Source organism: Lentzea sp. NPDC059081 (genome assembly GCF_042738015.1).
Lineage (GTDB): Bacteria > Actinomycetota > Actinomycetes > Mycobacteriales > Pseudonocardiaceae > Lentzea.
The window spans coordinates 37905-64894 of sequence record NZ_JBHYGW010000038.1 but is presented as its reverse complement, the minus strand read 5'-3'; the positions used below and the strand labels follow the sequence as shown (position 1 = coordinate 64894).

The following is a 26990-nucleotide window of genomic DNA, read 5'->3' as shown; positions in this document are numbered from 1 at the left end:
GTGTCAAGCGGGCGAAAAGCGTGCCCGCTTGACACCCCTCCTCACGTGCAGCGAGTGCTTGTAGCGCTAGACGGGGGAGCCACCACCGCGACCTCGCTTTGCTCAGGACTGCTCGGCTGCGCCATCGCTTGGGCTCGCCTTCGGCTTCGCGTCGCTGGTGCGATTCATCCGAACGACGGAGGGGCGCCACCTCGGTGGCGCCCCTCGGCTGTCCCTGGAGCGAAACGACGGGAACCCCGGCCCCTTCCCCAGGGCCGGGGTTACACCGTGTCAGGGTGCTGCGTGTCTCAGATGGACCGTCCTAACGGGATGCTGTGGTTACGCGGCGGGGGCCGTCACGCCGGGGGGCAGGCACTCCACGTTGCGCTTGCCGCTGGGCTGGATCACGAACCAGGTACCACCGATGCCCTGGCCCTTCCAGGCACCCGGCTTCGGGTCCTGCGAGTAGGCGTAGAGGGCCCAGCCGTCGATCGCGACCTGCTTCTTGCCGTCGGCGCGGGTGATCAGCGAGACGAGGTTCGAGTCGATGCCCTCGACCTGCGGGATCGTGTCCGACAGCAGCGGCGGCCACGTGGTGGCGCACTGGCCGTTGCAGTTCGACTTGCCTTCCGGCTTCGGGGTGTCCTTGTCGAAGCGGTACATCGTGCGGCCGTCGCCGTCCTGGACGACCATGCCCATCTTGTCGACCGCCTTGCCGACCAGCTTCAGGGAGCTGACGGGGGCCGCGGCCGGGGGCTGGGCTGCGGGTTGCGCTGCGGGGGTTTCCGGTGCCTGCTGCTGAACAGGGGTTTGGGGCGCCGCAGCGGGCTCCTGGAGTACCGGGGCCTGACCCACGTCGCCGTAGTCACCGAGGACGCCCAGGTCGGTTTCGGTCTGTGCCACCGGCTTGGAGTTCGTGCCACCGCTCGTGGCGCTCCAGACACCCAGACCCAGCACAACTGCCAGTCCCGCGGCGAGCCCGATGGCAATGCGGTTACGTCGGATCACACTCATGTCCTCCTTGTCCATCCGTTCGCTCTATCGAGGCCATACGGGCGGGGTTGCGTCTCGGTTCAGAAACGAACCGAACCTCTTCTCGTCCCGAACGTCGGGGGGAGTCAGGTCATGCGGGAGGTGCAGGGTGGTCGTCGCTGGTCAGCTGGCAGGAGTGGCCGAACGGGTGCTGGGTTCGCCCCTGCCGATCGGAATTCGGGCGTGGGACGGAAGTGTCGCGGGGCCGCAGGACGGGACCGTGCTCGTCATCCGATCGCGGGACGCACTGCGCCGGCTCGTGTGGAGTCCGAACGAGTTGGGGCTCGCGCGCGCGTACGTGAGCGGGGAGCTCGACGTGGAGGGCGACCTCGCGGTCGGTCTCTCGCAGATCTGGGGGCTCGTGCGTCGCGGGGTGACGCGGCGGCCGAAGGTGTCGGAGGTCGTGCGGCTCGCTTGGAGGTTGAGGGTGATCGGGCCCAACCCGGACGCGCCGAAGGAGGAGGCGCGGCTCAGCGGTGCGCTGCACACCAAGAGCCGGGACCGGGACGCCATTTCGCACCACTACGACCTGAGCAACGACTTCTACCAGCTCGTGCTCGACCCGAGCATGGCGTACTCGTGCGCGTACTTCACGACGGAGGACGAGTCGCTGGAGCAGGCCCAGCACAACAAGCTGGACCTCGTGTGCCGCAAGCTCGACCTGCGGCCGGGGATGCGGCTGCTCGACGTCGGGTGCGGGTGGGGGTCGATGATCATCCACGCCGCGAAGCACTACGGTGTGCACGCGACCGGGGTCACGATCTCCGCTCAGCAGCGCGCGCACATCCTCGGGCGGATCGAGGCCGAGGGCTTGCAGGGGCGGGTCGAGGTGCGGTTGCAGGACTACCGCGAGGTGCGCGACGAGCCGTTCGACGCGATCTCCACGATCGAGATGGGCGAGCACGTCGGCGAGAGCAACTACCCCGAGTACGCCGCCACGTTGCATCGGCTCTTGAAGCCCGAGGGACGGCTGCTGCTGCAGCAGATGTCGCGTGGACGCAACGCGCCCGGTGGTGGGGCGTTCATCGAGTCGTACGTCGCGCCGGACATGCACATGCGGCCGGTCTCGCAGACGACCGGCTTCCTGGAGGCGGCCGGGCTGGAGGTTCGCGATGTGCACGCGTTGCGCGAGCACTACGTGTGGACGGTGCGGGCTTGGGCGGAGACCCTGGAGGAGCGATGGGACGAAGTGGTCGCTCTGGTCGGTGAGGGACAGGCGCGGGTGTGGCGGCTGTACCTCGCGGGCGGTGCGTTGACGTTCGAGGAGGGACGGATGGGCGTGGACCAGATCCTGGCCGTGCGGCGGAGTGAGAACGGGCGCAGCGGCATGCCCCGCGTGCGTCGTGAGCTGGTGGCACGATGAGTTTCCTGATCAGCTTCGTCGTCGTAGTCGCGCTGCTCAGCGGCCTATTCCTGTACGCGGACGCCCGCAAGCGCTACGACCTGATCGACTCCGTGTGGGGGCCGGGGTTCGCGGTGATCGCGGTGGTCACGCTGCTGTTCGCGGAGGGCGAACCAAGTCGGCAGTGGCTCGTGGCGGCGCTGACGATCATCTGGGGCGTACGCCTGGGCGTGCACATCCACCTGCGCAACCGGACCAAGGACGAAGATCCGCGGTATCAGGACATCTTGAGGCGTGCCAAGGGAAATCCGCGTCTGCGGATGTACCGGGTCTATCTGACGCAGGCCGTGATCATGTGGGTCGTGTCGCTGCCGGTGCAGGCCGCCGGTCACCTTTCGGCCCCGTTCGGAGTGCTAGATTGGGTGGGCACTGGCGTGTGGATGGTCGGCTTCGCCTTCGAGGCCGTGGGTGACTGGCAGCTCTCCCGTTTCCGGGCGGACCCGGCGAACAAGGGCGCCGTCATGGATCGCGGGTTGTGGCGCTACACGAGGCATCCCAACTACTTCGGTGATGCCGTCGTGTGGTGGGGCCTGTTCCTGTTCGCGTTGCACTCGTGGCTCGGCGCGCTCACGGTCGTGGGCCCGGTGATCATGACGCTGCTGCTCGCGAAGGGCACCGGCAAGCCGTTGCTGGAGAAGGACATCGTGTCGCGCAGGCCCGGGTACGCCGACTACGTGCGGCGGACGAGCGGGTTCGTCCCGCTGCCGCCGAAGAAGCTCGTGGGCTGACGGCGGACCGGCCGGCGGTGGCTCGTTCGGGTGTGCCGCGGGTGGGCTGAACCGTGGAAGGACGCGCACGTCACAGCGTCCGTTCGGCGGGCGCGCGCGGGTTAGTGTTGGTGGGTGGGCAACGACATCTCCTTCCCGCGCCAACACGCGCGCACCCAGCGGTTCACCGTCGGCGCACCGAGGACCTTCTCGGTGTCGGCGGACGGGGCACGTGTCTTCTTCCTGCGCCCGGCGACGGCCACGAGCCGCGCGAACGGGCTGTGGGAGCTGAACACGGCCACCGGCGTCGAGAGACTGCTCGCCGACCCGGCGACGCTGCTCACCGACTCGGCGGAGGACCTGCCCGCGGAGGAGAAGGCACGGCGCGAACGCTTGCGCGAGTCCGGTGCCGGGCTCGTCGGCTACGCCCTGTCGGCGGACGCGCGCGTGGCGTCGTTCGCGTTGTCCGGGCGGCTGTTCGTGGTCGACCTGGTGAACGGTGGTGCGCGCGAGCTGCCGACCGAGGGTGGCGTCATCGACCCGCGCGTCGACCCGACGGGGCGGCGGGTGGCCTACGTCGCCCGCGGCACGCTGCGGGTGGTCGAGCTCGACTCGGGTGACGACTACGCCGTCGCCGAGCCGGACGGCGACGACGTGACGTTCGGCCTCGCCGAGTTCATCGCGGCCGAGGAGATGTCGCGCTACCGCGGCTACTGGTGGGAGCCGAGTGGTGAGCGCCTCATCGCCGCGCGCGTGAACAACGCCGAGGTGCAGCGCTGGTACATCGCCGACCCGGCGAACCCCGGCACGGTCGCCACCGAGATCGCCTACCCGTCGGCGGGAACGCCCAACGCCACCGTGTCGCTGCACGTGGTGTCGCTGGACGGCACCTTCGTGCCGGTGCTGCTGGAGTTCGACTACCTCAACGACGTGCACTGGTCGTCCGGTGGCGCTCCGCTCGTCACCACCCAGACCCGCGACCAGCGCACCCGCACGATCTACTCGCTGGCGCCCGAGACCGGCGTGGTCACCGAGCTCGTCGTCGAGACCGACCCGACGTGGCTCGAGGTCACGGACGGCGCTCCGGCGTGGACTCCGGACGGCCGCCTCGTGCGGATCGTGGGAGAGGGCGACGAGTACGCGCTGAAGGTCGGCGACGACGTGCTGACCCGTGGCCTGCAGGTGCGCCGGGTGCTCGACATCGCCGACGACTCGATCCTGGTCGGCGCGTCGGAGGACGACCCGACGAGGACGCACGTCTACTCGGTGGGCGAGAAGGTCGAGAAGCTGTCCACTGAGGACGGTGTGAACTCCGCCGTCCGGGGCGGTGACACGGTTGTGCTGCTCTCGTCCACTGTGGACCGGTTCGGTGCGAGGGCGAGCGTCGGCGACCACGTGATCGAGTCGTACGCGGAGACGCCGGTGATCACGGCGTCGCCGCGGCTGCTGACGCTGGGCGAGCGGTCGATCCGCGCCGCGCTGCTGCTGCCGTCCGGCCACGTGCCCGGCACCAAGCTCCCGGTGCTGATGGACCCGTACGGCGGCCCGCACGCGCAGCGCGTCGTGGCGGCCCAGAACATCTTCCTGACCTCGCAGTGGCTGGCCGACCAGGGCTTCGCGGTCCTCGTCGCCGACGGCAGGGGCACCCCCGGCCGCGGTCTGGCCTGGGAACGGGAGATCGCGTTCGACTTCGCCGGCGCCACCTTGGAGGACCAGGTCGACGCCCTGCAGGCGGCCGCGGCGATCGAGCCCGACCTCGACCTCACGCGGGTCGCGATCCGCGGCTGGTCCTACGGCGGCTACCTGGCGGCGTTGGCCGTCCTGCGCCGCCCGGACGTGTTCCACGCGAGCATCGCGGGCGCCCCGGTCACCGACTGGCGCCTCTACGACACCCACTACACCGAGCGCTACCTGGGCGACCCCGCCGAGAAGCCCGAGGTCTACGACTCGAACTCGCTCATCGCCGACGCGGACAAGCTCTCCCGCCCGTTGATGATCATCCACGGCCTGGCCGATGACAACGTGGTGGCGGCGCACTCGCTGCGCCTGTCCAGCGCGTTGCTCGCCGCCGGACGCCCCCACACGGTGCTGCCGCTCTCGGGCGTCACGCACATGACCCCGCAGGAACAGGTCGCCGAGAACCTGCTCCTGCTGCAGGTCGACTTCCTGAAGCAGTCGCTGGCCTGACCCCGGTGCCCGCCGCGGCGTCGACCCCGGCGGGGAAGGTGGTATCGACGAGTCCTGGCAGGCCTGCCGGTCGAGGTCCACGCTGGAGAGCATGGACCGGAACGACCTGGCGGGCTTCCTGCGACGCCGTCGCGCGCTGCTCCAGCCGGAGGACGTCGGTCTCCCGGCCGGAGGGCGGCGCCGCACCCCGGGGCTCCGGCGGTTCGACGTGGCCCACCTGGCCGGGATGTCACCGGACTACTACGCGCGGCTCGAACAGGGACGGGGCCCTCGACCATCCGTCGCGATGCTCACGGCCCTGGGCCGCGCGCTGCGGCTGACGGTCGACGAGCGCGACCATCTGTTCCGCCTCGCCGGCCACCACGCCCCTCCGCGCCTCGGTGCCGACGAGCACGTCGGCCGCGGTCTCCTGCGGCTGCTGGACGGCCTGCGGGGCCTGCCCGCGCTGATCGCCACCGACCTGAACGTCGTGCTCGTGCAGAACCCGATGGCGGACGCCCTGCTGGGGGAGCAGCGGCTGTGGCGCGGCCTCGCCCGCAGCTGCACGTACCGGTGGTTCACCGACCCGGCCATGCGCGGGCGGTACCCGCAGGAGGACCACCACCACGAGAGCCGTGCGCTGGTCGACGACCTGAGGGCGACCCTCGCGGTCCGCCCGGCCGACCGCGCCGCGACCGAGCTGGTCGGGGCGCTGCGGGCGGAGAGCGCCGAGTTCGCCGCGCTCTGGGGCTGCCACGACGTGGCGGTCCGCCGCAGCGACCGCAAACGTTTCCTGCACCCCGCCGTCGGTCTCCTCGAGCTGGACTTCGACGTCCTGGCGACCGACCGGCAGGACCACCGTCTGATCGTGTACTCGGCCGCGCCGGGCAGCGCCGCGGTGTCGCAGCTGCAGCTGCTGGCCGTGCTCGGTCAGGAGTCGTTCGCCGGCTAGTCCGGCAGAGGGAGAAGAAACCATGTCACCCCGCCGGCCCACGGCCGTGCTGGGCCTTGTCGCCCTGCTCATCACCTCTCCTGCGGCAGTCGCCGCCCCGACGCACGACGGCACCCGGCTCGGCGACGTGCGCGTGCTCGCGCACTTCGACCGGGCTGCCGGCCAGGCTGCCGAGAGCATCGCCCTCGAACCCGGCGGGAGCGTGGTCGTCGGCATGATCCCCGCCCGTCAGGTGGTGCGAGTAGCGAGGAACGGGACCGTCCATGTCCTCGTCACCATGCCGCTGCCGCCCGGCGGTGGGGGAACCACCCCGGTCGTCGGCACGCCCGTGGTCACCGGGGTCGCCAGGGCGGGCGACGGCCTGTACTTCCTGTACTCCTCCGGGCGGGGCGGCCTGACCGGGATCTGGGAGGTGCTCCGGTCGGGAGGGCCCCGGCTCGTCGTGCCGCTGCCCGCCGACACCTTCCCGAACGCGCTCGTCGTCGACGGCGACCGGTTCCTGGTCACCGACTCCACCGGTGGGCGCATCTGGCAGGCGCCGCTGCGTGGTGGACGTGCCTCCGTGTGGTCGGCGGACCCGGCGCTCGCACCCAGTGGTTTCTTCGGGGCCAACGGCCTCAAGGTCCACGACGGCGCCGTGTGGGCGAGCAACTCCGACCGGGGCACCCTCGTCCGGATCCCGGAGACCCGTGGTGGCCGCTCCGGGCCTGCCGAGGTCCGGGCCACGGGTCTGGAGGGCGTCGACGACTTCGACTTCACCGGCCGGGGTGACGAGGTCCTCGCCGCGGTCAACCAGTCCAGCGAGCTCGTGCGGGTGGCGGCGGACGGCACGCACGAGACCCTGCTGGACGCCGCGGACGGCATGCAGGGCACCACGGCCGTGGTCGTGCGGGGGAGCCGGGCCTACGTCACCAACGGCGCGAACCTGACAGGCGACGACCCGACCCTGATGGTCGCGGAGCTGCGCCGGTAGCCGGTCCGCTGTGGAATGAACGCGCAGAGGGGCGCCTCCCGCGGGAAGCGCCCCTCGACGTGCGAGCTCGGGTCAGGCCAGCGACTGACGCACCCGGTAGGGCGGGATGCTGTTGCCCAGCAACGCCAGGTCGTCGATCGACTCCGGCTGGTACCCGGCCGTCTTCAACCGCTCGACCATCACCGCGGTCGGGTCCTCGACGACGTCCGCGCGGCCGAACAGGTACGCCCACTCGTGCTCGTCGGAGCCGTAGTAGGCGACGGTGTCGAACACCTCGTTGAACCGCTGCCAGGAGCGGATCAGCGTGGTGTTGCGCCACATCGTCTGGCAGCCGGACTGGTTCACGACGACACCACCCGGACGCAGCAGCGCCTTGCACATGCGCAGGAAGTCGGCGCCGTACAAGCGGTTGTGCTGCGCCTCCTCCTCGCGCTCGTCGGGCAGGTCCACCAGCACGATGTCGTACTTCTCCGACGTCGTGCGGATGTACTCGAACCCGTCGATGTACTGCACGCGGATCGGACCCTCGCCCTTCTCGGCGAGAGCCAGCTCCTCGAGCGTGTAGCCGTACGGCAGGTGCTCCGCGCACAGCTTCACGGCCTGCTCGTCGATGTCGATGTGGTCGACGACCGACGCGCCGTGCTGCACGGCCATCTGGCACACGACACCCTCGGAGGAGCCGATGACCAGCACGCGCTCGACGGTGTCGGCCAGCAGCAGCGCCGGCACCATCAGGGCCTCGTGGTAGGTCAGCTGGCTGAACTCCGTCGACTGGCGGTCGTCGTCGCAGAACAACGACAGGCCCTGGGCCGTGCGGGCGATCACCAGGTGCTGGAAGTCGGTCTTGGTGTCGACCAGCACCTCGTCCACTCGCCAGTGGCGGGTCATGCCCTCGGCGAGCGGCTCGTTGATCGTGTTCACGCGACATGCTCCTTGACGCCACGAGTGACGAGGTCCGTGCTCACGTGAGCGGCGCCCAGGGCGTCAGCGAGTAGCTGGACGGCGAGCGCGGGTTTCGCACGAGTACCGCAGGTGAACACGTCGACGAACACCGACCCCACTTCGGGATAGGTGTGGATCGACGCATGGGATTCCGACAGCAGGGCCAGCACGGTGACTCCTTGGGGATCGAACTTCTTGGAGATCACCTCCAGCACGGTTGCGTCGGCCTGCGTGAGAACCTCACCAAGGGCGTGCTTCAGGAACTGCTCGTCATCGAGCAGATCGGCACTCACACCCGAGAGCTCTGCAAGTACGTGCTGTCCCGCGAACAAACCGACGGTCTCCTCGGTCTGACAGGGCGCTTCGGACATCAATCACTCCAAACTATGTGAATTGCAACGGACTCAGATGCAGTACGTGGCCAACGGCGGAAAGCCGTTGAAGCACACGGACGAGTAGGAGGAGGTGTAGGCGCCGGCGTGGAGGATGTCCACGTGGTCGCCCGCCTGCAGGTCGAGCGGCAGGTCGTAGCGCGTGTGCTGGTAGATCACGTCGTCCGCGTCGCAGGTCGGACCGGCCAGTACGATCGGGCCCGTCTCGCCGCCGTCGCGCGAGGTCCGCAACCGGTACGCGATCGCCTCGCCCTCGGTCTCGGCGAGTCCCTGGTAGCGGCCGATGTCGACGTAGACCCAGCGGCGTTCGTCCGAATAGGACTTCCGCGACACGAGCACGACGGACGAGCGGATCATCCCGGCCTCCGCCGAGATCGCCCGGCCGGGCTCGATCATCACCCGAGGACGCACAGCACCGAAGTGTCGCGCGACCGAAGCCTCGATGGCAGAGGAGAAAGCCTCCAGTGACGGCGTGGAAGCCTGGTACACGGCGGGAAGCCCGCCACCCAGGTTCACCGTCGTGGTCTCGATGCCCTCGGCGCGCAGCTTGGCGGCGATCAGCGCCGCGTCCGCGATGCCGGAGTCCCAGCCCTCCACGGACAGCTGTTGCGAGCCCGCGTGGAACGCGACGCCGAGAGGAACCAGTCCCAGCTCGTGCGCCAGCCGCAAGAGATCCGTCGCCATCTCCGGATCACAGCCGAACTTGTTGCCGAACGGGTACGTGGAACCCTTGCCGTGGACAAGAATCCGCACCAGCACGGACGAACCGGGCGCGTGCTCGGCGACGAACCGCACGTCCTGCTCGCTGTCCGACACGAACATCCGCACGCCGCGCGAGAAGGCGTACGCGATGTCCGCAGCCTTCTTGATGGGGTTGCTGTAGGAGATCGCCGACGGCGCCGCGCCGCGGGCCAGGCACAGGTCGATCTCCGCGGGCGATGCCACGTCGAAGTGCGCACCCTCGTCGACCAGCGCGGCGACCACGTCGGACTCGGGGTTCGACTTGACGGCGTAGTAGATGTCGACGGACGGCATGGCGGCGTGAATCGCCTGGTAGCGCGCGCGAATCGTCTTGAGGTCGATCACCAGACACGGTGTCGACGGGTTCTCCTGGTCCAGGAAACGCCGAATACGAGCCTCTGCCTCGTTGCGCCGGTCGACGGCGAAGCTCTCGGTCATTTCCCCAGGGGTCCCCCTTCATCCGCCGCGCGTTCCGCACGCGGGCACGGCCGTCCACTCTACGGCCTCGAGACCGCAAGTGCGCAATCCCGTGGGCCGAGTGTGATTTAACCGGCAGATCGCAGCTCGATCATCGTGATGTCCGGGGGCGCGCCCACGCGCACCGGCGGACCCCAGAAACCCGCGCCACGACTGACGTACAGCCACGTGTCGTCCACCTTCGACAGCCCCGCGACGCTGGGTTGCTGCAGCGGCACGACGAAGTTGAACGGCACCATCTGTCCGCCGTGTGTATGACCGGACAACTGGAGGTCGACGCCGTGTGAAGACGCGTCGGCCACCTGCACGGGCTGGTGCGCCAGCAGGACAACGGGGTTGCTCTTGTTCCTGCCCGCGAACGCGCGGTCGAAGTCCGGCCCGTCGCCGTACGACTCGCCGGTGACGTCGTTCACGCCGACGAGCTCGATGCCGCCGGCGACGGTCAGGCCCTCGTTGCGCAACGGGTTCACGCCGAGCTTGTCCAGTTCCGCGATCCACTGCTCGTGGCCGGAGAAGTACTCGTGGTTGCCCGTCACGAAGAAGCTGCCGTTCTTGGACACCAGGTCCCGCAACGGGGACGCGGCCTCGCCCAGCTCCGCGACGGTGCCGTCCACCAGGTCGCCGACGATCGCGACGAGGTCGGCCTCCTGCTCGTTGATCATCCGCACGATCCGCTCGGTGTGCGAACGCCCCAGCAGCGGACCGAGGTGGATGTCGCTCACGACCGCGATCCGGAAGCCCGACAACGACGTCTGCAGCCTGTCGAGCGTCACGGGCACGTTCAGCAGCTTCGGGGCGCCCAGCGCCTGCGTCATGCCGTAGCCGACCACGCCGCCCGCCGCGATGCCCGAGCCGATCGCCACCGACCGCGCGATGAACAGCCGCCGCGACGGGTCGGGCACGACCTCGACCGGCTCGACGGGGCCGGGACCGGCGCCGACGGGCACCGGGGCCGCCGCCGCCCGCCGGAGCAGGATCCGGCGCGGGATCTCCGCGATGCCGAGCGCGATCGCCAGGTAGAAGAGCACGGCGAGCCACACGAACCCCGGCCAGGCGATGAACTTCGCCTGCTCCGGCGAGACGCTGCGCGAGACGACCAGGGCGCCCATCAGCACCAGGAACGCGGCGATGATCGCGAGCCCGCCGACGCGCCTGCCGAGCGTGCGCGGGCGCGTGGTGTCCACGACCAACCGCCGCCACAGGTACAGATGGCCCAACGCGACCGGGACACCGAGGAGCAAAAAGAAAATCACGACACCAGTATGCGTTTCGAAAAGGGCGTGCAACCTGTCAGGTCCCTCGCGGCGTGACTAACCCGGCACCGCAGAAGGGGGATACCTGATGAGTGATCGGGACGCCGCGTTCCAGGAGTACTTCGCGGCCCGTTCCGACGTCATGCGCGGCACGGCGTACCTGCTGTGCGGCGACTGGCATCGCGCGGAGGACCTCGTGCAGCAGGCCTTCACCAAGCTGTACCTGGCGTGGCGGAGGATCCAGCGGCACGAGTCTCTCGACGCCTACACCAGGCAGGTCCTGGTGCGGACGTTCCTGTCCGAGCGGCGGCGCGGGTGGTTCCGGTTCGAGTCGGCGAGCGACGACCTCGCCGAGCCGGTCGCCGCGCCAGGGGTCCACCCGGAGGAGCGGATGGTGCTGCTGGAGGCGCTGGCGAAGGTGCCTCCGAAGCAACGCGCGTGCCTCGTCCTGCGGTACTGGGAGGACATGTCCGTCGAGCAGACGGCCGCCGTCCTCAGGTGTTCGGAAGGAACAGTCAAGAGCCAGGCCGCGCGGGGGCTGCAGACGCTGCGCGGCCTGCTCTCACAGCAGGAGAGGGTTCGATGAACGAACACGACCTCAAGAACGCTTTTCAGGACGTGGTGGTGGCGAGCAGCCCGCCACCCCCGATGGATCCGGGCGTCGCGCTCGACAAGGCGCACCGGGCCCGGTCCAAGCGGCGGTCGTCGCTGGTCGGGGCCGCCGTCGCGGTGCTGGTGGTGGGGCTCGGCGTCGGGTCGGCCTTCGCGATGAACCCCGCCCTCGGGCGGAAGATCATGGCGGGCGCGGGTGACGTGCTGCCGTCGTCGGTGTGGGGCCCGAAGTGGCCGGTCGGCCAGACGGACCGCACCGCGACGAACGGGCCGCAGGCGGACCGGGCGACCAAGCTGCTCGGGGAGCTCGAGGGCGCGGTTCCCGCCGGCTACGACGCACCTCAGCTCCCGTACCAGGACTCCCGCTACTCGGGCCAGATGCAGCGGACCCAGGGGCAGGTGGCGTCCGACCGGGGGGAGAGCCCGGAGGTCTGGCAGTACACGGCCCAGACGCCGGTGCGCAAGAACGGCCAGGTGGGCTGGCTGCTCGCCCAGGTGTCCACGCCCGACCCGAAGTCGCCGCAAGACCCGTGCGCGCTGGCTCAGTCCTTCTGGGGCATGGGCGGGCAGTGCGAGGTTTACGACGTCGGCGGACTCCAGGTCGGTGTCGTGCAGAGCAACCCCAGCGGTCGCAACCAGTTCGACAAGTGGGCGAGCTACCGCGCCAAGGACGGTTCGACCGTGACGATCGCGCAGGACGACGCGTACGAGGGCGGTGGCTACCCGGCGCTCGACGGGCCGGTCTTCACCGAGCAGCAGTTGGCCGAGCTGGCGACGGACCCGCGGTTCCGCGTGGGCGGCTGAGCCCGGTCCCGACGACGAGGGCGGTCACGGTCGTGACCGCCCTCTCTCGGCGCTCTTCCCGGGTGTTTTGCCAGGTAGAGTGCCGCCCGCAATGCGGACTCTGCTCATCGACAACTACGACTCGTTCACGTTCAACCTCTTCCAGCACCTCGCGGAGGTGAACGGAGTCGAGCCCGTGGTCGTCCACAACGACGACCCGCGCTTCCGGCTGGCCGCGCTGCGGTCGTTCGACAACGTGGTGATCTCGCCGGGACCCGGCCGGCCCGGCAACCCCGCCGACTTCGGCGTCTGCCGCGCGGTGATCGACCACGCCGAGATCCCGTTGCTGGGGGTGTGCCTCGGCCACCAGGGGTTGTGCCTGTCGTACGGCGCCGTCGTCGGCCCCGCGCCCGTGCCGCGCCACGGGATCGTCTCCCCGGTCACCCACACGGGCGTCGACCTGTTCGCCGGGCTGCCGTCGCCGTTCGACGTCGTGCGCTACCACTCGCTGGCGGTCACCGACCTGCCGTCCTCCCTGCAAGCCGTCGCGTGGAGCGACGACTCCGTGCTGATGGGGGTGCGCGCTCTCGACCGGCCCGCGTGGGGTGTGCAGTTCCACCCCGAGTCGATCTGCACCGAGTTCGGTCGCGAGATGCTCGCGAACTTCGCCGCGCTGACCCCGACGCGGACCGCCGCCGTGCCCGAACCCGTGCTGGTTCGCCCCGAGCCTCAGAAGCGCCCTGTGCACGTGCGGGAGCTCGACCTGGCAGTCGATGCCGAGAAGGCGTTCGCGGCGCTGTACGGGGCTTCTGAGGCCGCGTTCTGGTTGGACAGCGGCTCCGGCGGGCGGTACTCGTTCCTGGGGGACGCTTCCGGGCCTCTCGCGCGCGTCGCGCAGTACTCCGTGCCCGATCAGACGCTCACGCTCGACGGCGTCAGCTCGCCGTGCGCGTCCTTCTTCTCGTGGCTGGACGAGGACATCCGGGCGTGGGGCGTGGAACAGCCCGACGTGCCGTTCGACTTCGCGCTCGGGTGGGTCGGGTATCTCGGCTACGAGCTCAAGGCCGAGTGCGGCGGCGACTTCGCCCACCGCGCGGACCAGCCCGATGCCTCGTTCGTGTTCGCCGACCGCGCGGTGATCGTCGACCACGTGGACGAACGCGTCTATTTGATGTCGTTGAGCAACGACTCGTGGTTCGACGACGTTTCCGCCGTTCTGGCCGGCCTGCGGCCATTGCCGGAACCCTCCCGGCCCGTCGCCACCGGTGTGACGTTGCGACATCCGCGCGCGCACTACCTGAAGCTGATCGGCGCGTGCCAGGAAGCGATCACGGCGGGGGAGACGTACGAGACGTGCTTGACGAACATGATGTCGTGGCGGGCCTCGATCGACCCGTGGGACACTTATCGGCTGCTTCGCGCCGCAAATCCCGTTCCGTTCGGTGCGTTGCTGCGTTTCGGTGACCTGTCCGTGCTCAGCACGTCACCCGAACGATTTATACGGGTGGGCCGAGAGGGACTCGTGGAGTCGTCGCCGATCAAGGGAACACGTCCCCGCGGCGCCGATGAGGCGGCCGACGAGATGTTGCGCACAACGTTGGCGCGTTCGGTCAAGGACCGGGCGGAGAACCTGATGATCGTGGACCTGGTCCGCAACGATCTCGGCACCTGCGCACAAGTCGGTTCAGTCGAGGTGACGCGGTTGTTCGACGTCGAGACGTATGCGACTGTGCACCAATTGGTGAGCACCGTGAGGGCACGACTTCGACCGGACAGTTCTGCCGTGCGATGTGTTCGGGCCGCGTTTCCCGGCGGATCGATGACCGGTGCGCCGAAGATCCGGACCATGCAGATCCTCGACGGGTTGGAAGCCGGTCCACGCGGGGTGTACTCGGGAGCGCTCGGTTACTTCTCGCTCAACGGAGCAGCCGACTTCAGCATCGTCATCCGAACGCTGGTCGCGAACGGTGACCAGGTCAGTTTCGGGGTCGGCGGAGCAGTCATCTCGCTCTCGGACGCCGACGAGGAATTCGAGGAGACAGCGGTCAAGGCCACTGCGGTGTCACGCCTGTTCGGAGCGGACTTTCCCGGACGTTGATCCCGCGTTCCGGGGAAGGTGTGAACGAACCGGGAAGTAGGAGAACGGAGTGGTTAACACGTCGGCCGGCGGCCCGGCCGACGTGTGGAAACCTCGCGTGTCCGCGCAGGTCAGGAGGCGTGAGCTTCCTGGAACTGCACAACCAGGTTCTGCGGAATGCGACCGCGGTCCGAGATCTGGTGCCCCTGAGCGCGAGCCCAGTCACGAATGCGCTGTGCCTCAGCCTTGTCGCTGGCCTTCACCGTGGACTTGCCGGTGCCCTTGCGCTGCTTGCGGCCACCCGCACGACGGGCCTTGGCGACGAAGTCCGCCAGCGACTCGCGAAGCCGCTCCGCATTTCCCTTCGACAGGTCGATGGCGTACTCGACACCGTCAAGTGCGAAGGTCACGGTCTCGTCGGCTTCTCCGCCGTCGAGGTCGTCGATGAGTTGGACGACGGTCTGCTGTGCCACTGTTCCTCCGTTGGGTACTCACATAGCACGCGGATCCTCGACGTAACCACGTGCTCCGACAACACCATAGTCCACACGAGGAAAAACGGCGAACCTTTCGCGGCTAAAATGTGACCCCAACCGCCCGGTCGGGTCATTTACCCGGTAAACCGCACGGGTGTTATGGGTCCAAAATGAGCCACCAGTCGTCTCACATCGGACCGTTGCTGGGCTTGCTGGACGCTTCGGCATTCCCGCTGACGGAGCAGTGTTGCGCATAACGCACCCCCATCTGTGCAGGTATCCTCGGCATACCCGCCAGGGGTAGGGAAGGTCAGGAGCCGATGCACGGGTACACCGCGGACAAGGACGCATACCTCAAGCGACTGCGCCGCATCGAGGGACAGATCCGCGGCCTCCAGCGCATGGTCGAGAACGACGAATACTGCATCGACGTCCTCACCCAGATCAGCGCCGCCACGAAGGCGCTCCAGGCGGTCTCGCTGGGCTTGCTCGACGAGCATCTCAAGCATTGTGTCGCCCAGGCCGCCGCCGAAGGAGGGTCCGTCGCCGAGGAGAAGCTCGCGGAGGCGTCCGCGGCGATCGGCAGGCTCGTCAAGTCGTAGGGGTCCCGCGAGAAACTCGCTGGAGAGATCCGCTACAGTTCAACCCGCTACGCCCCCGTAGCCCAATCGGCAGAGGCAGCGGACTCAAAATCCGTCCAGTGTGCGTTCGAGTCGCACCGGGGGCACGACACGACACGTTCTCGGGCGAGGTGTGTCTGCGGAAAGCGCAGACCTCCTCGCCCGTGGTGTTTTCTGGGGGCCGAGCCCCCAGACCCCCGCCGGGGCGCTGCGCCCCCGGACCCCCGCTTGGGCTTCGCTTCGCTCGGCCCATCCCCCTGATCCCTGCTGGGGTCGTACCTCTCCATTGGGATCTTGCTGATTCCACATTGGAATCGGGAATGTCTGTTGCTGGGCGGTGGGGGCGTGTAGGGGGTCGTTGTATTGGTGGGGGCTTCGCGCGGATCTTGGGGCTTCGGGTTGAGGGCTTTATTTGGCGTGCGGGGCTTTGGGCTGCATATGGGTGTTGTTGGTGTCCTCGTGGGTGCGGCTCGCTGGCGACTTCGTGAGCCGGACTGTGGTGAGTCGGCGAGGTTCTGCGGCGTCGGCGTTCCGGCTCGGGTTCGGCGCGGCTGTGGGCAGGTGGGGCTTCGTGTTGCCTGTCTTGCTGTTGGCTCGCACGGGTGGACGTGGCAAGATAAATTAGTAATTAACGCTGATTTGATCTTGTCGAGGTCGAGCCGTGCAGGTCATCGGGGTTGTGCCGCTGCGAGTCGAGGTGGATCACCGCCTCGGCGGGCGGTGGACGTCGCTGCGTGCCGCTGATCGCGAGTGGCTGTGGCGGCGTCCCGACCCTGCTCGTGACGCGGTGCAGCCGGGCGATCCGTTCGTGGACGCGGGCGGTCTGGAGGAGTGCGTTCCGACCGTCCGTGGGTTTCCCGATCACGGTGATGCCTGGAGCCGGCCGTGGCACGAGGGTGGCGTCGACTGCCCTGACTTCGCGCTGCGGCGTGTGATCGACACGCGGAATTGCGCTGTCGTCGTGGACTACGAACTGGCGGCTGATCCTGGTTATCGGTTCGTGTGGGCCGCACATGCCCTTCTGGACGTCAGTCCTGCCGCGCGGCTCGTCGCGCCGGAGGGGACGCCGGTGCTGATCACCGATCCGGAACCGGTGCTGCGGTCGTGGCCCGCCGGTCTGGATCTGCTCGGGCCCGACGACGGGACGGCGGTCGGCGCGGTGGTCGAGTGCGGGCGGATGCTCGTGGTGGACGGCGACCAGCAGCTCGACGTGCTGGTGGAGTGCGCCGGCCAACCCGTCTCCATCGCGGTGTGGCGCAACCTCCGCGGCTGGCCGGAGGACGAGCCGTACCGCAGCGTCGGCGTGGAACCCATGCTGGGCCGCACTTTCGACCGCGACGACCGCTCCCGTCCCGTTGCGGTCGTGCCCCCGTCAGGAACCGTTCGGTGGCGCCTCGTGCTCACCGCTCGTGCGAGAGGAACGGCATGACCGACGTGCTGATGCTGGGCGAGCATGCGGACATCGCGCGAGTTCTCCGCTGTCGCAACAGGTCTGCGAGATCGACTCAGTCCATTGAGGACGTGAGAAGCGTGTCCGGAGCGGGGGCGATCCGGCCGTTGCTCGACCACGTCGACTTGCTGATCGCCTCCGACGACAGGCAGGGCCTGCACGCCGACCTCGCCCTGCCGGACCTGGACTTGGGGAGCACCGTCCGATGACGCTGACGCAGTGGAACTTCGAGCAGCTGGAACTCGGCGAAGGCGCCCGCTGGATCGACGGCTGTCTGATCGTCGTCGACCTCCTCGCCGGCCGGGTGCTGCGGACGCGGGGTGACGTTCCCGCGCCGTTCGAGAAGATCGCCGAACTGCCGGTGCCGGTGGGCGCGGTGGCACCGGTGCGCGGGGGCGACCGGCTGATGGCGGCGTTAGGTACCGGCGCCGGATTTCTGGGTGAGGAGCAGTGCGAGACCTTCGCGGGCGAGGGCATGCGCGTGAACGACGCCGTGGCCGACCCCGCGGGCCGGTTCTGGGTCACGACCATGGCCTACGACACCGAGCCGGGTACCGGCGCCCTGCACCGGCTCGGCTCGCCCGCACCTGTCCTCACAGGACTGACGATCCCGAACGGCCCCGCCTTCACCCACGACGGCAGGCTGATGTACCTGGCCGACAGCGCGCGAGGACTGGTCCACCGCATCGAGGTGGACCGCCGCGGCGAGCTCGGCGCCCGCCGGGTCTTCGTGCACACGCCGCACCAGACCCCGGACGGCATGACCACCGACATCGCAGGCAACGTGTGGATCGCCTTCTGGGGAGCGTCGGTCGTCCGCCGCTACCGCCCGGACGGCAGGCTGGACCGAGAGATCGCACTCCCGGCCCGGCAGCCGACCAGCGTCTGCCTCGGCGGCCCCGACCTGACCCGTCTCTTCATCACCACGGCGAGGTACGGCCTGCGCCGGCCGAGCCTGCACGACGGCGCGCTGTTCGCCCTCGACGTCGGCATCCCCGGTCGCCCTGCTGACGCGTACCTGCCTGCTGTGAGCTGATCTGCCCACAGCAGAGAAAGCGGCGAACCCCGCGCGGCGACCGGCATCGTCGGTGCCATGACGAACAACGAGAAGCTCTTCAGCCCTGGGCTGCGAGAACGGTTCTTCGGTCAGCGGGTGCTGATTCTCGACGGCGGCCTCGACGACGACAACGGCACGGTGCTCGCGACCCAGATGCTGTCGCTGGCGAGCGAGGACCCGCGGCAGGACATCGCGCTCTGGATCCACTCGCCGGGCGGCTCGGTGCCGGCGATGCTCGCCATCCGCGACGTGATGCGGCTGGTGCCGTGCGACGTGGCGACGCTGGCGCTCGGGCTGGCCTGCAGCGCCGGGCAGTTCCTGCTGTCGGCCGGGACGAGGGGCAAGCGGTTCGCGTTGCCGCACGCGCGGATCCTGATGCACCAGGGGAGTGCGGGCATCGGTGGCTCGGCGGTCGAGGTCGAGGTGCAGGCCGACGACCTGCGCTACACCAGGGACACCGTGCTCGGCCTCATCTCCGAGGACACCGGTCAGCCGTTCGACCGCGTCTTCACGGACTCGTTGCACGACAGGTGGTTCACCACCGCGCAGGCGCTCGAGTACGGCTTCATCGACCACGTCGTCAGCGACCTCGGGCAGGTCGTGCCCGTGCGCACGCACCAACTCGGACTGCACTCGGGAGCTGTCGCATGAGCACCTACACGATTCCCAACGTCATCACGCGGGACGCGCGCGGCGAGCGGGTCATGGACGTCTACTCGCACCTCCTCTCCGAACGGATCGTCTACCTCGGCACCGGCATCGACTCCGGGGTCGCCAACGCGTTGATCGCCCAGCTGCTGCACCTCGAGGCGGACAACCCCGAGCTGGAGATCAACCTCTACATCAACTGCGAGGGCGGCGACCCCGCGGCGATGCTCGCGCTCTACGACACCATGCGCTACATCGAGGCGCCGGTGGCCACCACCTGCGTCGGGCAGGCCGTGGCGGCCGGAGCCGTGTTGCTGGCCGCAGGCGCCGAGGGACGCCGGGCCGTGCTGCCCCACGCCAGGGTCGTGCTGCACCAGCCCGCGGCGCAGGGCCGCGGCACGATCCCCGACCTGATCCTCGCGGCGGACGAGGTGGTCAGGGTGCGCACGCAGCTGGAGGACATCCTGTCGAGGCACACCGGCCGGGGCGCGGAGCAGCTGCGCCACGACACCGACCGGGACCGCGTGTTCGACGCGGCCGGCGCCGTCGAGTACGGGCTCGTCGACCGGGTGCTCGAACGACGGCGGTAGAGCACGGACGTCAGAGCCAAGGGCGTCCGAGCACGGAGTCAGATCGAGGCGCGTACCGCCGCGACCCCTGTCGAACGACCTCGTCAGGCCGCCATGAGCACCGGACCCGAGGGCCGGCCCGTGGGACGAGAGGTGTGGAAGTGGCCGTTCCCGCGTAAATGCATCGCGTAGCCGTGGCGGACCAGCCCCGCGATCCCGACCAGCAGGTCGGCCAGGTCGATGCCCAGGGCCCCGGCCACCGCGGCGATCATCTCGCTCGACGGCTCCTTGCGGCCGCGCTCGATCTCGGACAGGTACTGCACCGAGATGCCCGCGCGGTCGGCCACGTCGACGAGGCGCTCGCCCAGCTCCTCCCTCGTCTCGCGCAGCTTGCGGCCCAAAGCCTCACGCCACAACGGTTCGGGAGCGCGTTTGAAGTCCAGGATCTCCGCCATGGGGACCATCGTGACAGCACCCGGAGACGGCGAAAGGGGCGTTCTGCTGTCAGCAGAACGCCCCTTTCACACCAGCACGATCACACCAGCTGTTCGGTCTTCTCGGCCTTCTTGCGGCGCAACCGCAGCACGAACGCCGTCGCCAGGACCACGACGAGGACGGTGTACGCCACCGCCGCGAACGGGCTGGTGACCAGCGCGCTCAGCGAGCCCTCGCTGATCTGCAGCGTGCGCCGGACCTGCTCCTCCGCCATCGGCCCGAGGATCAGGCCGACCACCAGCGGTGCCACCGGGTACCCGTGCCGCCGCATGAAGAAGCCGACGACACCGATCACCAGCAGCACGACCAGGTCGTCCACGACGAAGTTCACCGCGTAGGTGCCCAGCGCCGCGAACAGCAGGATGCCCGCGTAGAGGTACGGCCGCGGGATCTGCAGCACCTTCACCCAGATCTTCACCAGCGGCAGGTTCAGCACGAGCAGCATCACGTTGCCGATGTACAGCGACGCGATGAGCGCCCACACCATCGCCGAGTTGTTGGTGAACAGCAACGGTCCCGGCTGGATGCCGTAGCTCTGGAACGCAGCCACGATCACCGCGGCCGTCGCCGTCGTCGGCAGGCCGAGCGTCAGCAGCGGCACCAGCACACCCGCCGCGGCCGCGTTGTTGGCCGCCTCCGGTCCCGCCACGCCCTCGATCGCGCCCTTGCCGAACTCCTCCGGCCGCTTGGAGAGCTTCTTCTCCGCCGCGTACGACAGGAACGTCGACACGTCCGCGCCACCGGCGGGCACGGTGCCGATCGGGAAGCCGATGAACGTGCCCCGCAGCCACGGCTTCCACGACCGCTTCCAGAACTCGCCCGTCATCCACTTGCCGCCCACGGGGATGACCTCGATCGGCCCGTGCCGCAGCCGCGACGCCACGTACAGCGCCTCGCCGACGGCGAACACGCCGACCGCCACCACGACCACGTCCACGCCGTCGGCCAGCGTCGGCACGCCCAGGGTGAAGCGCTGCTGACCCGACAGCGTGTCGGTGCCGATCAGCCCGATGAACAGGCCGAGCCCCAACGAGGCCAGGCCGCGCACCGGGGACGACCCGAGCAGGGCCGCCACGGTCGTGAACGCCACGACCATCAGCGCCACGTAGTCGGCAGGGCCGAGCTGCACCGCGACGTCCGCGATGGTCGGCGCGAGCACCGTGAGCAGGATCGTCGCGATCGTGCCCGCCACGAAGGACCCGATGGCGGCCGTCGCGAGGGCGGCTGCCCCGCGCCCGGCCTTGGCCATCTTGTTGCCTTCGAGGGCGGTCACGATCGACGCCGACTCACCCGGCGTGTTGAGCAGGATCGAGGTCGTCGAACCGCCGTACATCCCGCCGTAGTAGATGCCCGCGAAGATGATCAGCGCGGCCGTCGGGTCGAGCGTGTAGGTCAGCGGCAGCAGCAACGCCACCGTCATCGCCGGGCCGATGCCCGGCAGCACGCCGACCGCGGTGCCGAGCGTGACGCCCAGCAGCGCGTACAGCAGGTACTCGGGCTGCGCGGCGGTCGCGAAGCCCTCCAGGAGCGCGGTGATGCTATCCATCGAGGAGCGGCACCCCTTCGAAGATCCCGGCGGGCAGCGAGAGGCCCAGTCCGGACGCGAAAACCACCTGCACGACGAGCGCGAGCACGATCGCGACCGGCAGCGCACGCCACCAGGTCGCGCCGAGCGTCCACGCCGCGCCGAAGAACAACAACGCCGCCGCGACCGGCCAGCCGACGATGTCGATCAGCACGAGGTGTGCGACGAGAACCACCACGAGCTTGCCCACGGTCAGCCAGTCGGTGCGAACCGACTCGTCGACGTCCTCGGCGTCCTCGGCCAGGCCCAGCTTGCCCCTGGCCGTGGCGATGATCGCCGCGATGCCCGTGACCACGAGCAGGACTCCCACGGCGTAAGGAAACGCGCGTGGTCCTACGGCGTTGTCGTCGCGCGCGGCGATCGTGGTCGCGTCGACCAGGGTGAAGACCCCGATCGCCGCGACCAGACCGCCGAACGCGTACTCCTCGACTTTTTCAGCAATCACTTGACGAGCCCGATGTCCTGCAGTGCGGGCTTGACGCGGCCGATCTCCTTGAACATGAAGGTCGAGAACTCGGTGCCGGTGAGGAACGTGTCCGTCCAGCCCTTCTTCTTGAGCTCTTCCTTCCACTGGTCGCTCGCGTGCATGTCGGTGACCAGCTTGGTGAGACGGGACTTGGCCTCGGCCGAGATCGAGGCCGGCGCCACGACGCCGCGCCAGTTGATCAGCTCGACGCCGAGGTCCTTGAACGTCGGCGCGTTCACGTCGGGGTTCGGGTTCGGGCCCGAGGTGCCGAGCGCGCGCAGCTTGCCCGCCTTGATCTGCTCCTTGTACTCGCCGACGCCCGAGATGCCCGCGTCGACCTTCTTGCCGAGCAGCGCCGCCAGGGACTCGCCACCGCCGGAGTACGGCACGTAGTTGAGCTTGGCCGTGTCGATGTTCTTCGCCTTGAGCAGGAGGCCGGCGAGGATGTGGTCGGTGCCGCCGGCCGAACCGCCGGTGATCGACACCCCCTTGCCCTTCTCGTTCACGGCGTTGAGCAGGTCGTCGATCGTCTTGTGCGGCGAGTCGGCGGGAACCACGACGACCTCGTCCTCGGCGGTGAGCCGGGCGATCGGTGTCGTCTCCTCGAGGCGCGCCTTCGACGCGTTGGTCTCCACCGCGCCGACCATGACGAGGCCGGTGATCATCAGGAACGACTCGGAGCGCTCCGAGGTGAGCTTCTGCAGCCCGACCGTGCCGCCGGCGCCGCCGACGTTGCTGACCTGCACCGAGTTGGCGAGCTTGGCCCCGCTGACCGCCGCCTGCATGGCCCGTGCGGTCTGGTCCCAGCCGCCGCCGGGGTCGGCGGGCGCCATGATCTCCAGCTTGGCGATCTCGGAGTCATCACCGGCGCTCCTGGCCTTCTGGCCGCATCCCGCGAGCACCAGTCCGACAGCGGCGAGCGCCACTGCTCGTCTCCAGCCCCTACCCATCGAGGAAATCTCCTAGTTTCGTCTCGAACGTTGGGCGGGGACGCTAGGTAACCGCTGCGCCACACGTAAGTGTTCGGTCGTAAGTTCCGTATTGGTCGTTTAGGTCGTGACATGATTCACAGCCGATGCGACAGAATTCCATCCATGTTTCGTCGGTCGGTGTCGTTTGGGGCCTTGCTGCTCGCGTTGCAGGTGGTCATCGTGCTGATGACGACTTGTGCTGCCGGGCTGCTCGCGGCCAAACTCCAGAGCGACCGGATCCGGGAGTCCTACAAGGACAGGATGCTGTCGGTCGCGGAAAGCGTGGCGCAGTTACCCTCTGTGATCGACGCCTTCGGGTCGAATGACCCGACCGTGACGATCCAGCCGCTGGCGGAAGTGATCCGGAAGGCGTCCAACGTGACGTACGTGGTGGTCACCGACCGTAACGGCGTCCGCTACGCACACCCCGACCCGAACCGCATCGGCGAGCGCGTCTCGACCGACCCGAGCGTGGCGCTGTCCGGTGAGGTGTTCGTCGGCACGGAGACCGGCACGCTCGGCAAGTCGTTGCGCGCGAAGGTGCCGGTGCGCTCGCGCGACGGGCAGATCATGGGCATCGCGTCGGTCGGCATCCTGGAGAGCGAGCTGTCCGACGACCTCGCGGAGGACCTGCCGGAGCTGATCGGCTGGCTGTCGGCCGCCGCCCTGGTCGGCGTGCTCGGCGCGGCGCTGGTCACCCGCCACTTCCGGCGCCGCACGTTCCGGCTCGAACCGGCCGAGATCGCCCAGCTGCTGGAGACCAGGCACGCGATGCTGCACGGCATCCGCGAAGGCGTCGTCGCCGTGGACGACCAGGAGAAGCTCGCCCTGGTCAACGACGAGGCCAAGCGCCTGCTCGGACTGGACGAGGACCCGAGCGGACGGCCGGCGGCGGAGGTCCTCGACGACGGCCTGCTGGACCTGGCCCGCGGTGACGACGACGTCGCCGACCGGCTCGTCCTCGCGGGCGAACGGGTCCTGGTCGCGAACCGCACCACGGCCAAGACCCACGACCGCGCCGTCGGTGTCGTGCTGACGTTGCGCGACCGCACGGAGCTGCACGACGCGTTGCGCGAGCTCGACGGCCAGCGCACCGTCACGGAGGTCCTGCGGGCGCAGGCCCACGAGTTCTCGAACCACCTCCACGTCATCGGTGGCCTGCTGGACCTCGGCCGCAGCGCGGACGCCGTCGCGTACATCGAACGGGTGGGTGGCGCGGGATCGGTCACAGCCGAGATCATCGACGGCGCGAACGCGGACCCCGCGCTCGCGGCGTTGCTGCTCGCGAAGTCGTCGACCGCGCACGAACGCGGCGTGCAACTGCGCCTCGACCCGGAGAGCGCGGTGGACACCCGCGCGGGCGACGACGCGCTGACGGTGCTGGGGAATCTGGTGGACAACGCGGTGGACGCGGTCGAGACGGGCGGCACGGTGCGCGTGCTGGTGCGCTCGTCGAGCAGCGGGGTGCGCGTGGTCGTCGACGACGACGGCCCGGGAGTGGCGGAGTCGCAACGCGGCCGCATCTTCGACCTCGGCGTGAGCTCGAAGGACGCCGAGGGCGCGCACGGCAGGGGAATTGGACTCGCATTGGTGTCGAGGGTGGTGACCCGGCGCAGCGGCCGGGTGGCGATCAGCGACTCGGAGCTCGGCGGCGCGTCGTTCGACGTGTGGCTGCCGGAAACGGGGAACCGATGAGCGTGCGAACGCTCGTGGTGGACGACGACTTCGCCGTGGCCGCGATCCACCGCGGCTTCCTGGAGGCGATGCCGGAGTTCGAGGTGGTCGGCGAGGCCCACCGCGGCGGCGAGGCGTTGCGGGCCGTCGACGCGCTGCGGCCCGACCTGGTGCTGCTGGACATCCACCTGCCCGACATGTCCGGGCTCGAGGTGCTGTCGCGGTTGCGCGCCCGCGGCGGGACACCGGTCGACGTCATCGCGGTGACCGCCGCACGCGAGCGGGAGACGGTGCGGCAGGCGATGTCGCGGGGCGTGGACAACTACCTCGTGAAGCCGTTCACGCGCACGGCCTTCCTCGACCGCATGCGCGAGTACCTGGCCCAGCGCATCGAGGTGCAGCGGTTCGGCCAGGTGCTCGACCAGGACGAGGTCGACCAGCTGATGCACCACCGGCCGCGCACGGCGGCCATGCCCAAGGGCCTGTCCGCCGTGACGCTGAGGCTGGTGATCGACGCGTTGAAGGACTGCGAGAGCGACCTCTCGGCCCAGGAGGTCGGGGACAAGGCCGGGCTGTCCCGCGTGAGCGCGCGCCGGTACCTGGAGCACCTGGTGACGATCGGGAAGGCCGAGGTGCAACCGCGCTACGGCATGGCGAACCGCCCGGCGCACGGTTACCGGCTGACCTGAGCGTCCCAGTCGATGCGGTAGTTCTGGTCCTTCGTGAACGCACGGCGCCCGACCGTCTTCATCACGAGGGGCATGAGCAGTCGCGTCACGGGACCGATGCCGCGCTTGTTGTTGTTGGTTCGCGCGGCGCGCTTGGCGATCCCCTCGACGCGAGGGCGGCGCATGCGTTCGTAGGTGGCGAAAGCCGTGGGGATGTCACGGATGTCGCGCAGGCACCGCGCCAGTTGCACGGCCGACTCCGCCGCGAGCGAGGCTCCCTGACCGGAGCTGGCACTCGGCGCGTGGGCGGAGTCGCCGACCAGCACCATGCGGTCGCGGTGCCAGCGCGGGACGCTCGGCATGATCTCCAACGGACCGGCGCCGATCACCTCACGGCTGTGCGCCAGCAGCTGCTTCGCCGGCCGGTCGTCCCCGTACGCCTCGCGCAGCCGGGCGAGCCACACCTCGTTCGGCACGGCGTCGATCTCGGCCGCCGTCATCGGCTCGGGCACCGCGAGGTTGTTGAACCACGCGATCGTGCCGTCCGGCTGGGCCCAGTAGCCGAGGAACGAGCTGCCGAACACGAAGTACATCGTCTCCGGGTCGCCGTGCACGCCACTGCCCTCGGCGAACGAGCCGAACCCCAGCAGGCCCACGTACTCGGGGCCGGGAGCGGTGGGGTCGATGATCGTGCGGACCGTCGACCGGATGCCGTCGGCGCCGACGAGGAGGTCGCCGGACTCGGTGCTGCCGTCGGAGAACAGCGCCGTGACGCCGTCCTGGCGCGTCTGCACGTCCACCAGCCGCTTGCCGTGCTCGACCTTGATCCCTTGTGCCGTCGCGAGGTCCCTCAACCGGCGGTAGAGGTCGGTCCGCCACACGACCCTGCTCGGTTCGCCCTCGACGGCGCCCAGCACGTGACCCTCGCTGTCCGCCATCACCATGCGCCGGACGGGTTCCCCGAAGCCGGCGTCCAGACCGACGATCCTCAACGCCGCCAAGCCGTTCGGCGCCACGCTGAGGATCCCGCCGACGCCGTCCGCGGTCGCGTCGTACGCCTCGAACACGACCGGCTCGATGCCGGCCTTCCGCAACGCGAGCGCGGTGACCGGCCCCGCTATGCCGCCCCCGATGACCAGAGCTCTCATGTTTCCCCTCCGAAGTGTCGACGCCACGCACGCTGGTACTCGGCCTTGCCGAGCTCTCCCCTGAGCTTCTCGACCAGCCGCAGTTCGGCCTCCAGCAACGAGATCCGGTACTCCTCCTCGACGAGGAAGATCCACTCGACGCCCTCGCCGGTGGCCTTGGCGACCACCGCGCGCGTCCCGTCGAGATCTCGCGTCAACGCGTCGGCGCGTGCGCGGAGCAGGTCCACCGTCTCGACCGGGTCCAGCACCGCGATGAGCGACAGCGCCACGCCGAACTGCGGGTACTCCTGCACCGGATCGCGGACGAGCTCGCGCAGCCAGTCGTAGAGCTCGTGGCGTCCGGTCTCGGTGAGCGCGTAGATCGTGCGCTCCGGCCGCTGGGTGTCCTTGACGGTCTCCTGCTCGGCGACGAACCCGGCCTTCCGCAGCTGCTCGACGACCATGTACAGCGAACCGCGGTTGAACTTGATGTTGCGGTCCTTGCCGTTGTCCTTCAGCTGCTTGCCCAGCTCGTACGGGTGCATCGGCCGCATCACGAGATACGCCAGCACTGCCAGCGCCAGCGGGTTCGACACCTTGCGCCGCATTCGGACCTCCATTGGTTGAAGTCAACTATCCGACTCTAACTAGTCGATGTCAACTATTGCTTCGGTGTCGGGTGCGTTAACGGTCGAG

The 26990-nt window shown here is 69.3% G+C and carries 28 protein-coding genes and 1 tRNA gene; 17 read left to right on the top strand and 12 right to left on the bottom strand.

Annotated features, from left to right (window positions below; translation table 11 throughout):
* Positions 1–318 precede the first annotated feature (318 nt).
* On the bottom strand, positions 319–993 hold the full coding sequence (locus ACFWV3_RS41690; RefSeq protein WP_382419486.1) for a hypothetical protein: 675 nt from the start codon (positions 991–993) through the stop codon (positions 319–321).
* Between the two features lie 127 nt (positions 994–1120).
* On the opposite strand from ACFWV3_RS41690, the gene ACFWV3_RS41685 reads away from it, so the two are divergent.
* The 5 genes from ACFWV3_RS41685 (at position 1121) to ACFWV3_RS41665 (ending at position 7211) form a co-directional block, all read left to right on the top strand.
* On the top strand, positions 1121–2374 hold the full coding sequence (locus ACFWV3_RS41685) for a class I SAM-dependent methyltransferase (protein ID WP_382419485.1): 1254 nt from the start codon (positions 1121–1123) through the stop codon (positions 2372–2374).
* Positions 2371–3141 carry a DUF1295 domain-containing protein gene (locus ACFWV3_RS41680; protein ID WP_382419484.1) on the top strand — a complete coding sequence of 257 codons (771 nt, stop codon included), beginning with the start codon at positions 2371–2373 and terminating at the stop codon, positions 3139–3141. Before ACFWV3_RS41685 ends, ACFWV3_RS41680 begins: the two co-directional genes overlap by 4 nt.
* A gap of 114 nt (positions 3142–3255) precedes the next feature.
* Positions 3256–5307 (top strand): prolyl oligopeptidase family serine peptidase, encoded by a 2052-nt coding sequence (locus ACFWV3_RS41675; RefSeq protein WP_382419483.1) that lies wholly within the window; start codon positions 3256–3258, stop codon positions 5305–5307.
* Positions 5308–5398: 91 nt separating this feature from the next.
* A complete protein-coding gene (locus ACFWV3_RS41670; RefSeq protein WP_382419482.1) occupies positions 5399–6238 on the top strand; it encodes a helix-turn-helix transcriptional regulator in 840 nt (279 codons plus the stop codon).
* 22 nt (positions 6239–6260) lie between these two features.
* Positions 6261–7211, top strand: a complete 951-nt coding sequence (locus tag ACFWV3_RS41665; protein ID WP_382419481.1) for a hypothetical protein — start codon at positions 6261–6263, stop codon at positions 7209–7211.
* Positions 7212–7283: 72 nt separating this feature from the next.
* Here the strand turns inward: ACFWV3_RS41665 and ACFWV3_RS41660 are convergent, their stop codons facing one another.
* The 4 genes from ACFWV3_RS41660 to ACFWV3_RS41645 all read right to left on the bottom strand — a co-directional run bounded on the left by ACFWV3_RS41660 (position 7284) and on the right by ACFWV3_RS41645 (position 11016).
* A complete protein-coding gene (locus ACFWV3_RS41660; RefSeq protein ID WP_382419488.1) occupies positions 7284–8099 on the bottom strand; it encodes a spermidine synthase in 816 nt (271 codons plus the stop codon).
* A 29-nt stretch (positions 8100–8128) separates the two neighbouring features.
* Positions 8129–8524: an adenosylmethionine decarboxylase gene (speD, locus tag ACFWV3_RS41655; protein ID WP_030476957.1), complete on the bottom strand. Its 396-nt coding sequence runs from the start codon at positions 8522–8524 to the stop codon at positions 8129–8131.
* A 33-nt stretch (positions 8525–8557) separates the two neighbouring features.
* A complete protein-coding gene (locus ACFWV3_RS41650) occupies positions 8558–9724 on the bottom strand; it encodes a type III PLP-dependent enzyme (protein ID WP_382419480.1) in 1167 nt (388 codons plus the stop codon).
* 107 nt (positions 9725–9831) lie between these two features.
* Positions 9832–11016 (bottom strand): metallophosphoesterase, encoded by a 1185-nt coding sequence (locus ACFWV3_RS41645; RefSeq protein ID WP_382419479.1) that lies wholly within the window; start codon positions 11014–11016, stop codon positions 9832–9834.
* Positions 11017–11104: 88 nt separating this feature from the next.
* Here ACFWV3_RS41645 and ACFWV3_RS41640 point away from each other — a divergent pair, with 88 nt between their 5' ends.
* From ACFWV3_RS41640 to pabB, 3 genes are all read left to right on the top strand, one after another.
* A complete protein-coding gene (locus ACFWV3_RS41640; RefSeq protein WP_382419478.1) occupies positions 11105–11602 on the top strand; it encodes a SigE family RNA polymerase sigma factor in 498 nt (165 codons plus the stop codon).
* Positions 11599–12432 (top strand): hypothetical protein, encoded by an 834-nt coding sequence (locus ACFWV3_RS41635; RefSeq protein WP_382419477.1) that lies wholly within the window; start codon positions 11599–11601, stop codon positions 12430–12432. The genes ACFWV3_RS41640 and ACFWV3_RS41635 overlap by 4 nt, the downstream gene beginning before the upstream one ends.
* Positions 12433–12523: 91 nt before the next feature.
* Positions 12524–14509 carry an aminodeoxychorismate synthase component I gene (gene pabB, locus ACFWV3_RS41630; protein WP_382419476.1) on the top strand — a complete coding sequence of 662 codons (1986 nt, stop codon included), beginning with the start codon at positions 12524–12526 and terminating at the stop codon, positions 14507–14509.
* A 110-nt stretch (positions 14510–14619) separates the two neighbouring features.
* On the opposite strand, the gene ACFWV3_RS41625 is transcribed toward pabB, so the two are convergent.
* The gene (locus ACFWV3_RS41625; protein WP_030466676.1) at positions 14620–14961 is read right to left on the bottom strand and encodes an Lsr2 family protein; all 342 of its coding nucleotides are present in this window, start codon (positions 14959–14961) and stop codon (positions 14620–14622) included.
* Between the two features lie 323 nt (positions 14962–15284).
* On the opposite strand from ACFWV3_RS41625, the gene ACFWV3_RS41620 reads away from it, so the two are divergent.
* The 7 genes from ACFWV3_RS41620 to ACFWV3_RS41590 all read left to right on the top strand — a co-directional run bounded on the left by ACFWV3_RS41620 (position 15285) and on the right by ACFWV3_RS41590 (position 19329).
* Complete coding sequence (locus ACFWV3_RS41620) at positions 15285–15566, top strand: metal-sensitive transcriptional regulator (RefSeq protein ID WP_382419475.1); 282 nt, start codon at positions 15285–15287, stop codon at positions 15564–15566.
* Positions 15567–15617: 51 nt separating this feature from the next.
* A tRNA-Leu gene (locus ACFWV3_RS41615) sits at positions 15618–15691 on the top strand.
* Positions 15692–16245: 554 nt separating this feature from the next.
* A complete protein-coding gene (locus tag ACFWV3_RS41610; protein WP_382419474.1) occupies positions 16246–17013 on the top strand; it encodes a hypothetical protein in 768 nt (255 codons plus the stop codon).
* On the top strand, positions 17010–17243 hold the full coding sequence (locus ACFWV3_RS41605) for a hypothetical protein (RefSeq protein WP_382419473.1): 234 nt from the start codon (positions 17010–17012) through the stop codon (positions 17241–17243). The genes ACFWV3_RS41610 and ACFWV3_RS41605 overlap by 4 nt, the downstream gene beginning before the upstream one ends.
* A complete protein-coding gene (locus ACFWV3_RS41600; protein ID WP_382419472.1) occupies positions 17240–18070 on the top strand; it encodes an SMP-30/gluconolactonase/LRE family protein in 831 nt (276 codons plus the stop codon). The genes ACFWV3_RS41605 and ACFWV3_RS41600 overlap by 4 nt, the downstream gene beginning before the upstream one ends.
* Before the next feature lie 57 nt (positions 18071–18127).
* Positions 18128–18742, top strand: coding sequence for a ClpP family protease (locus ACFWV3_RS41595; RefSeq protein WP_382419471.1), 615 nt, complete (start codon positions 18128–18130; stop codon positions 18740–18742).
* The gene (locus ACFWV3_RS41590) at positions 18739–19329 is read left to right on the top strand and encodes a ClpP family protease (protein ID WP_382419470.1); all 591 of its coding nucleotides are present in this window, start codon (positions 18739–18741) and stop codon (positions 19327–19329) included. Before ACFWV3_RS41595 ends, ACFWV3_RS41590 begins: the two co-directional genes overlap by 4 nt.
* A gap of 83 nt (positions 19330–19412) precedes the next feature.
* On the opposite strand, the gene ACFWV3_RS41585 is transcribed toward ACFWV3_RS41590, so the two are convergent.
* The 4 genes from ACFWV3_RS41585 to ACFWV3_RS41570 form a co-directional block, all read right to left on the bottom strand.
* Positions 19413–19763, bottom strand: coding sequence for a helix-turn-helix domain-containing protein (locus tag ACFWV3_RS41585; protein ID WP_382419469.1), 351 nt, complete (start codon positions 19761–19763; stop codon positions 19413–19415).
* 80 nt (positions 19764–19843) lie between these two features.
* Positions 19844–21349, bottom strand: a complete 1506-nt coding sequence (locus ACFWV3_RS41580; protein ID WP_382419468.1) for a tripartite tricarboxylate transporter permease — start codon at positions 21347–21349, stop codon at positions 19844–19846.
* Entirely contained in the window at positions 21342–21833 is a 492-nt protein-coding gene (locus ACFWV3_RS41575; protein WP_382419467.1) for a tripartite tricarboxylate transporter TctB family protein, read from the bottom strand. Before ACFWV3_RS41575 ends, ACFWV3_RS41580 begins: the two co-directional genes overlap by 8 nt.
* Positions 21830–22780, bottom strand: a complete 951-nt coding sequence (locus ACFWV3_RS41570) for a Bug family tripartite tricarboxylate transporter substrate binding protein (protein WP_382419466.1) — start codon at positions 22778–22780, stop codon at positions 21830–21832. Before ACFWV3_RS41570 ends, ACFWV3_RS41575 begins: the two co-directional genes overlap by 4 nt.
* Positions 22781–22963: 183 nt before the next feature.
* On the opposite strand from ACFWV3_RS41570, the gene ACFWV3_RS41565 reads away from it, so the two are divergent.
* Both ACFWV3_RS41565 and ACFWV3_RS41560 read left to right on the top strand, forming a co-directional pair.
* Positions 22964–24520: an ATP-binding protein gene (locus tag ACFWV3_RS41565; protein ID WP_382419465.1), complete on the top strand. Its 1557-nt coding sequence runs from the start codon at positions 22964–22966 to the stop codon at positions 24518–24520.
* The gene (locus tag ACFWV3_RS41560) at positions 24517–25188 is read left to right on the top strand and encodes a response regulator (protein WP_382419464.1); all 672 of its coding nucleotides are present in this window, start codon (positions 24517–24519) and stop codon (positions 25186–25188) included. The genes ACFWV3_RS41565 and ACFWV3_RS41560 overlap by 4 nt, the downstream gene beginning before the upstream one ends.
* Here the strand turns inward: ACFWV3_RS41560 and ACFWV3_RS41555 are convergent.
* Positions 25173–26315, bottom strand: a complete 1143-nt coding sequence (locus ACFWV3_RS41555; protein WP_382419463.1) for an FAD-dependent oxidoreductase — start codon at positions 26313–26315, stop codon at positions 25173–25175. The two genes, ACFWV3_RS41560 and ACFWV3_RS41555, sit on opposite strands and share 16 nt — an antisense overlap.
* Entirely contained in the window at positions 26312–26902 is a 591-nt protein-coding gene (locus ACFWV3_RS41550) for a PadR family transcriptional regulator (RefSeq protein WP_382419461.1), read from the bottom strand. Before ACFWV3_RS41550 ends, ACFWV3_RS41555 begins: the two co-directional genes overlap by 4 nt.
* Positions 26903–26990: the final 88 nt, after the last annotated feature.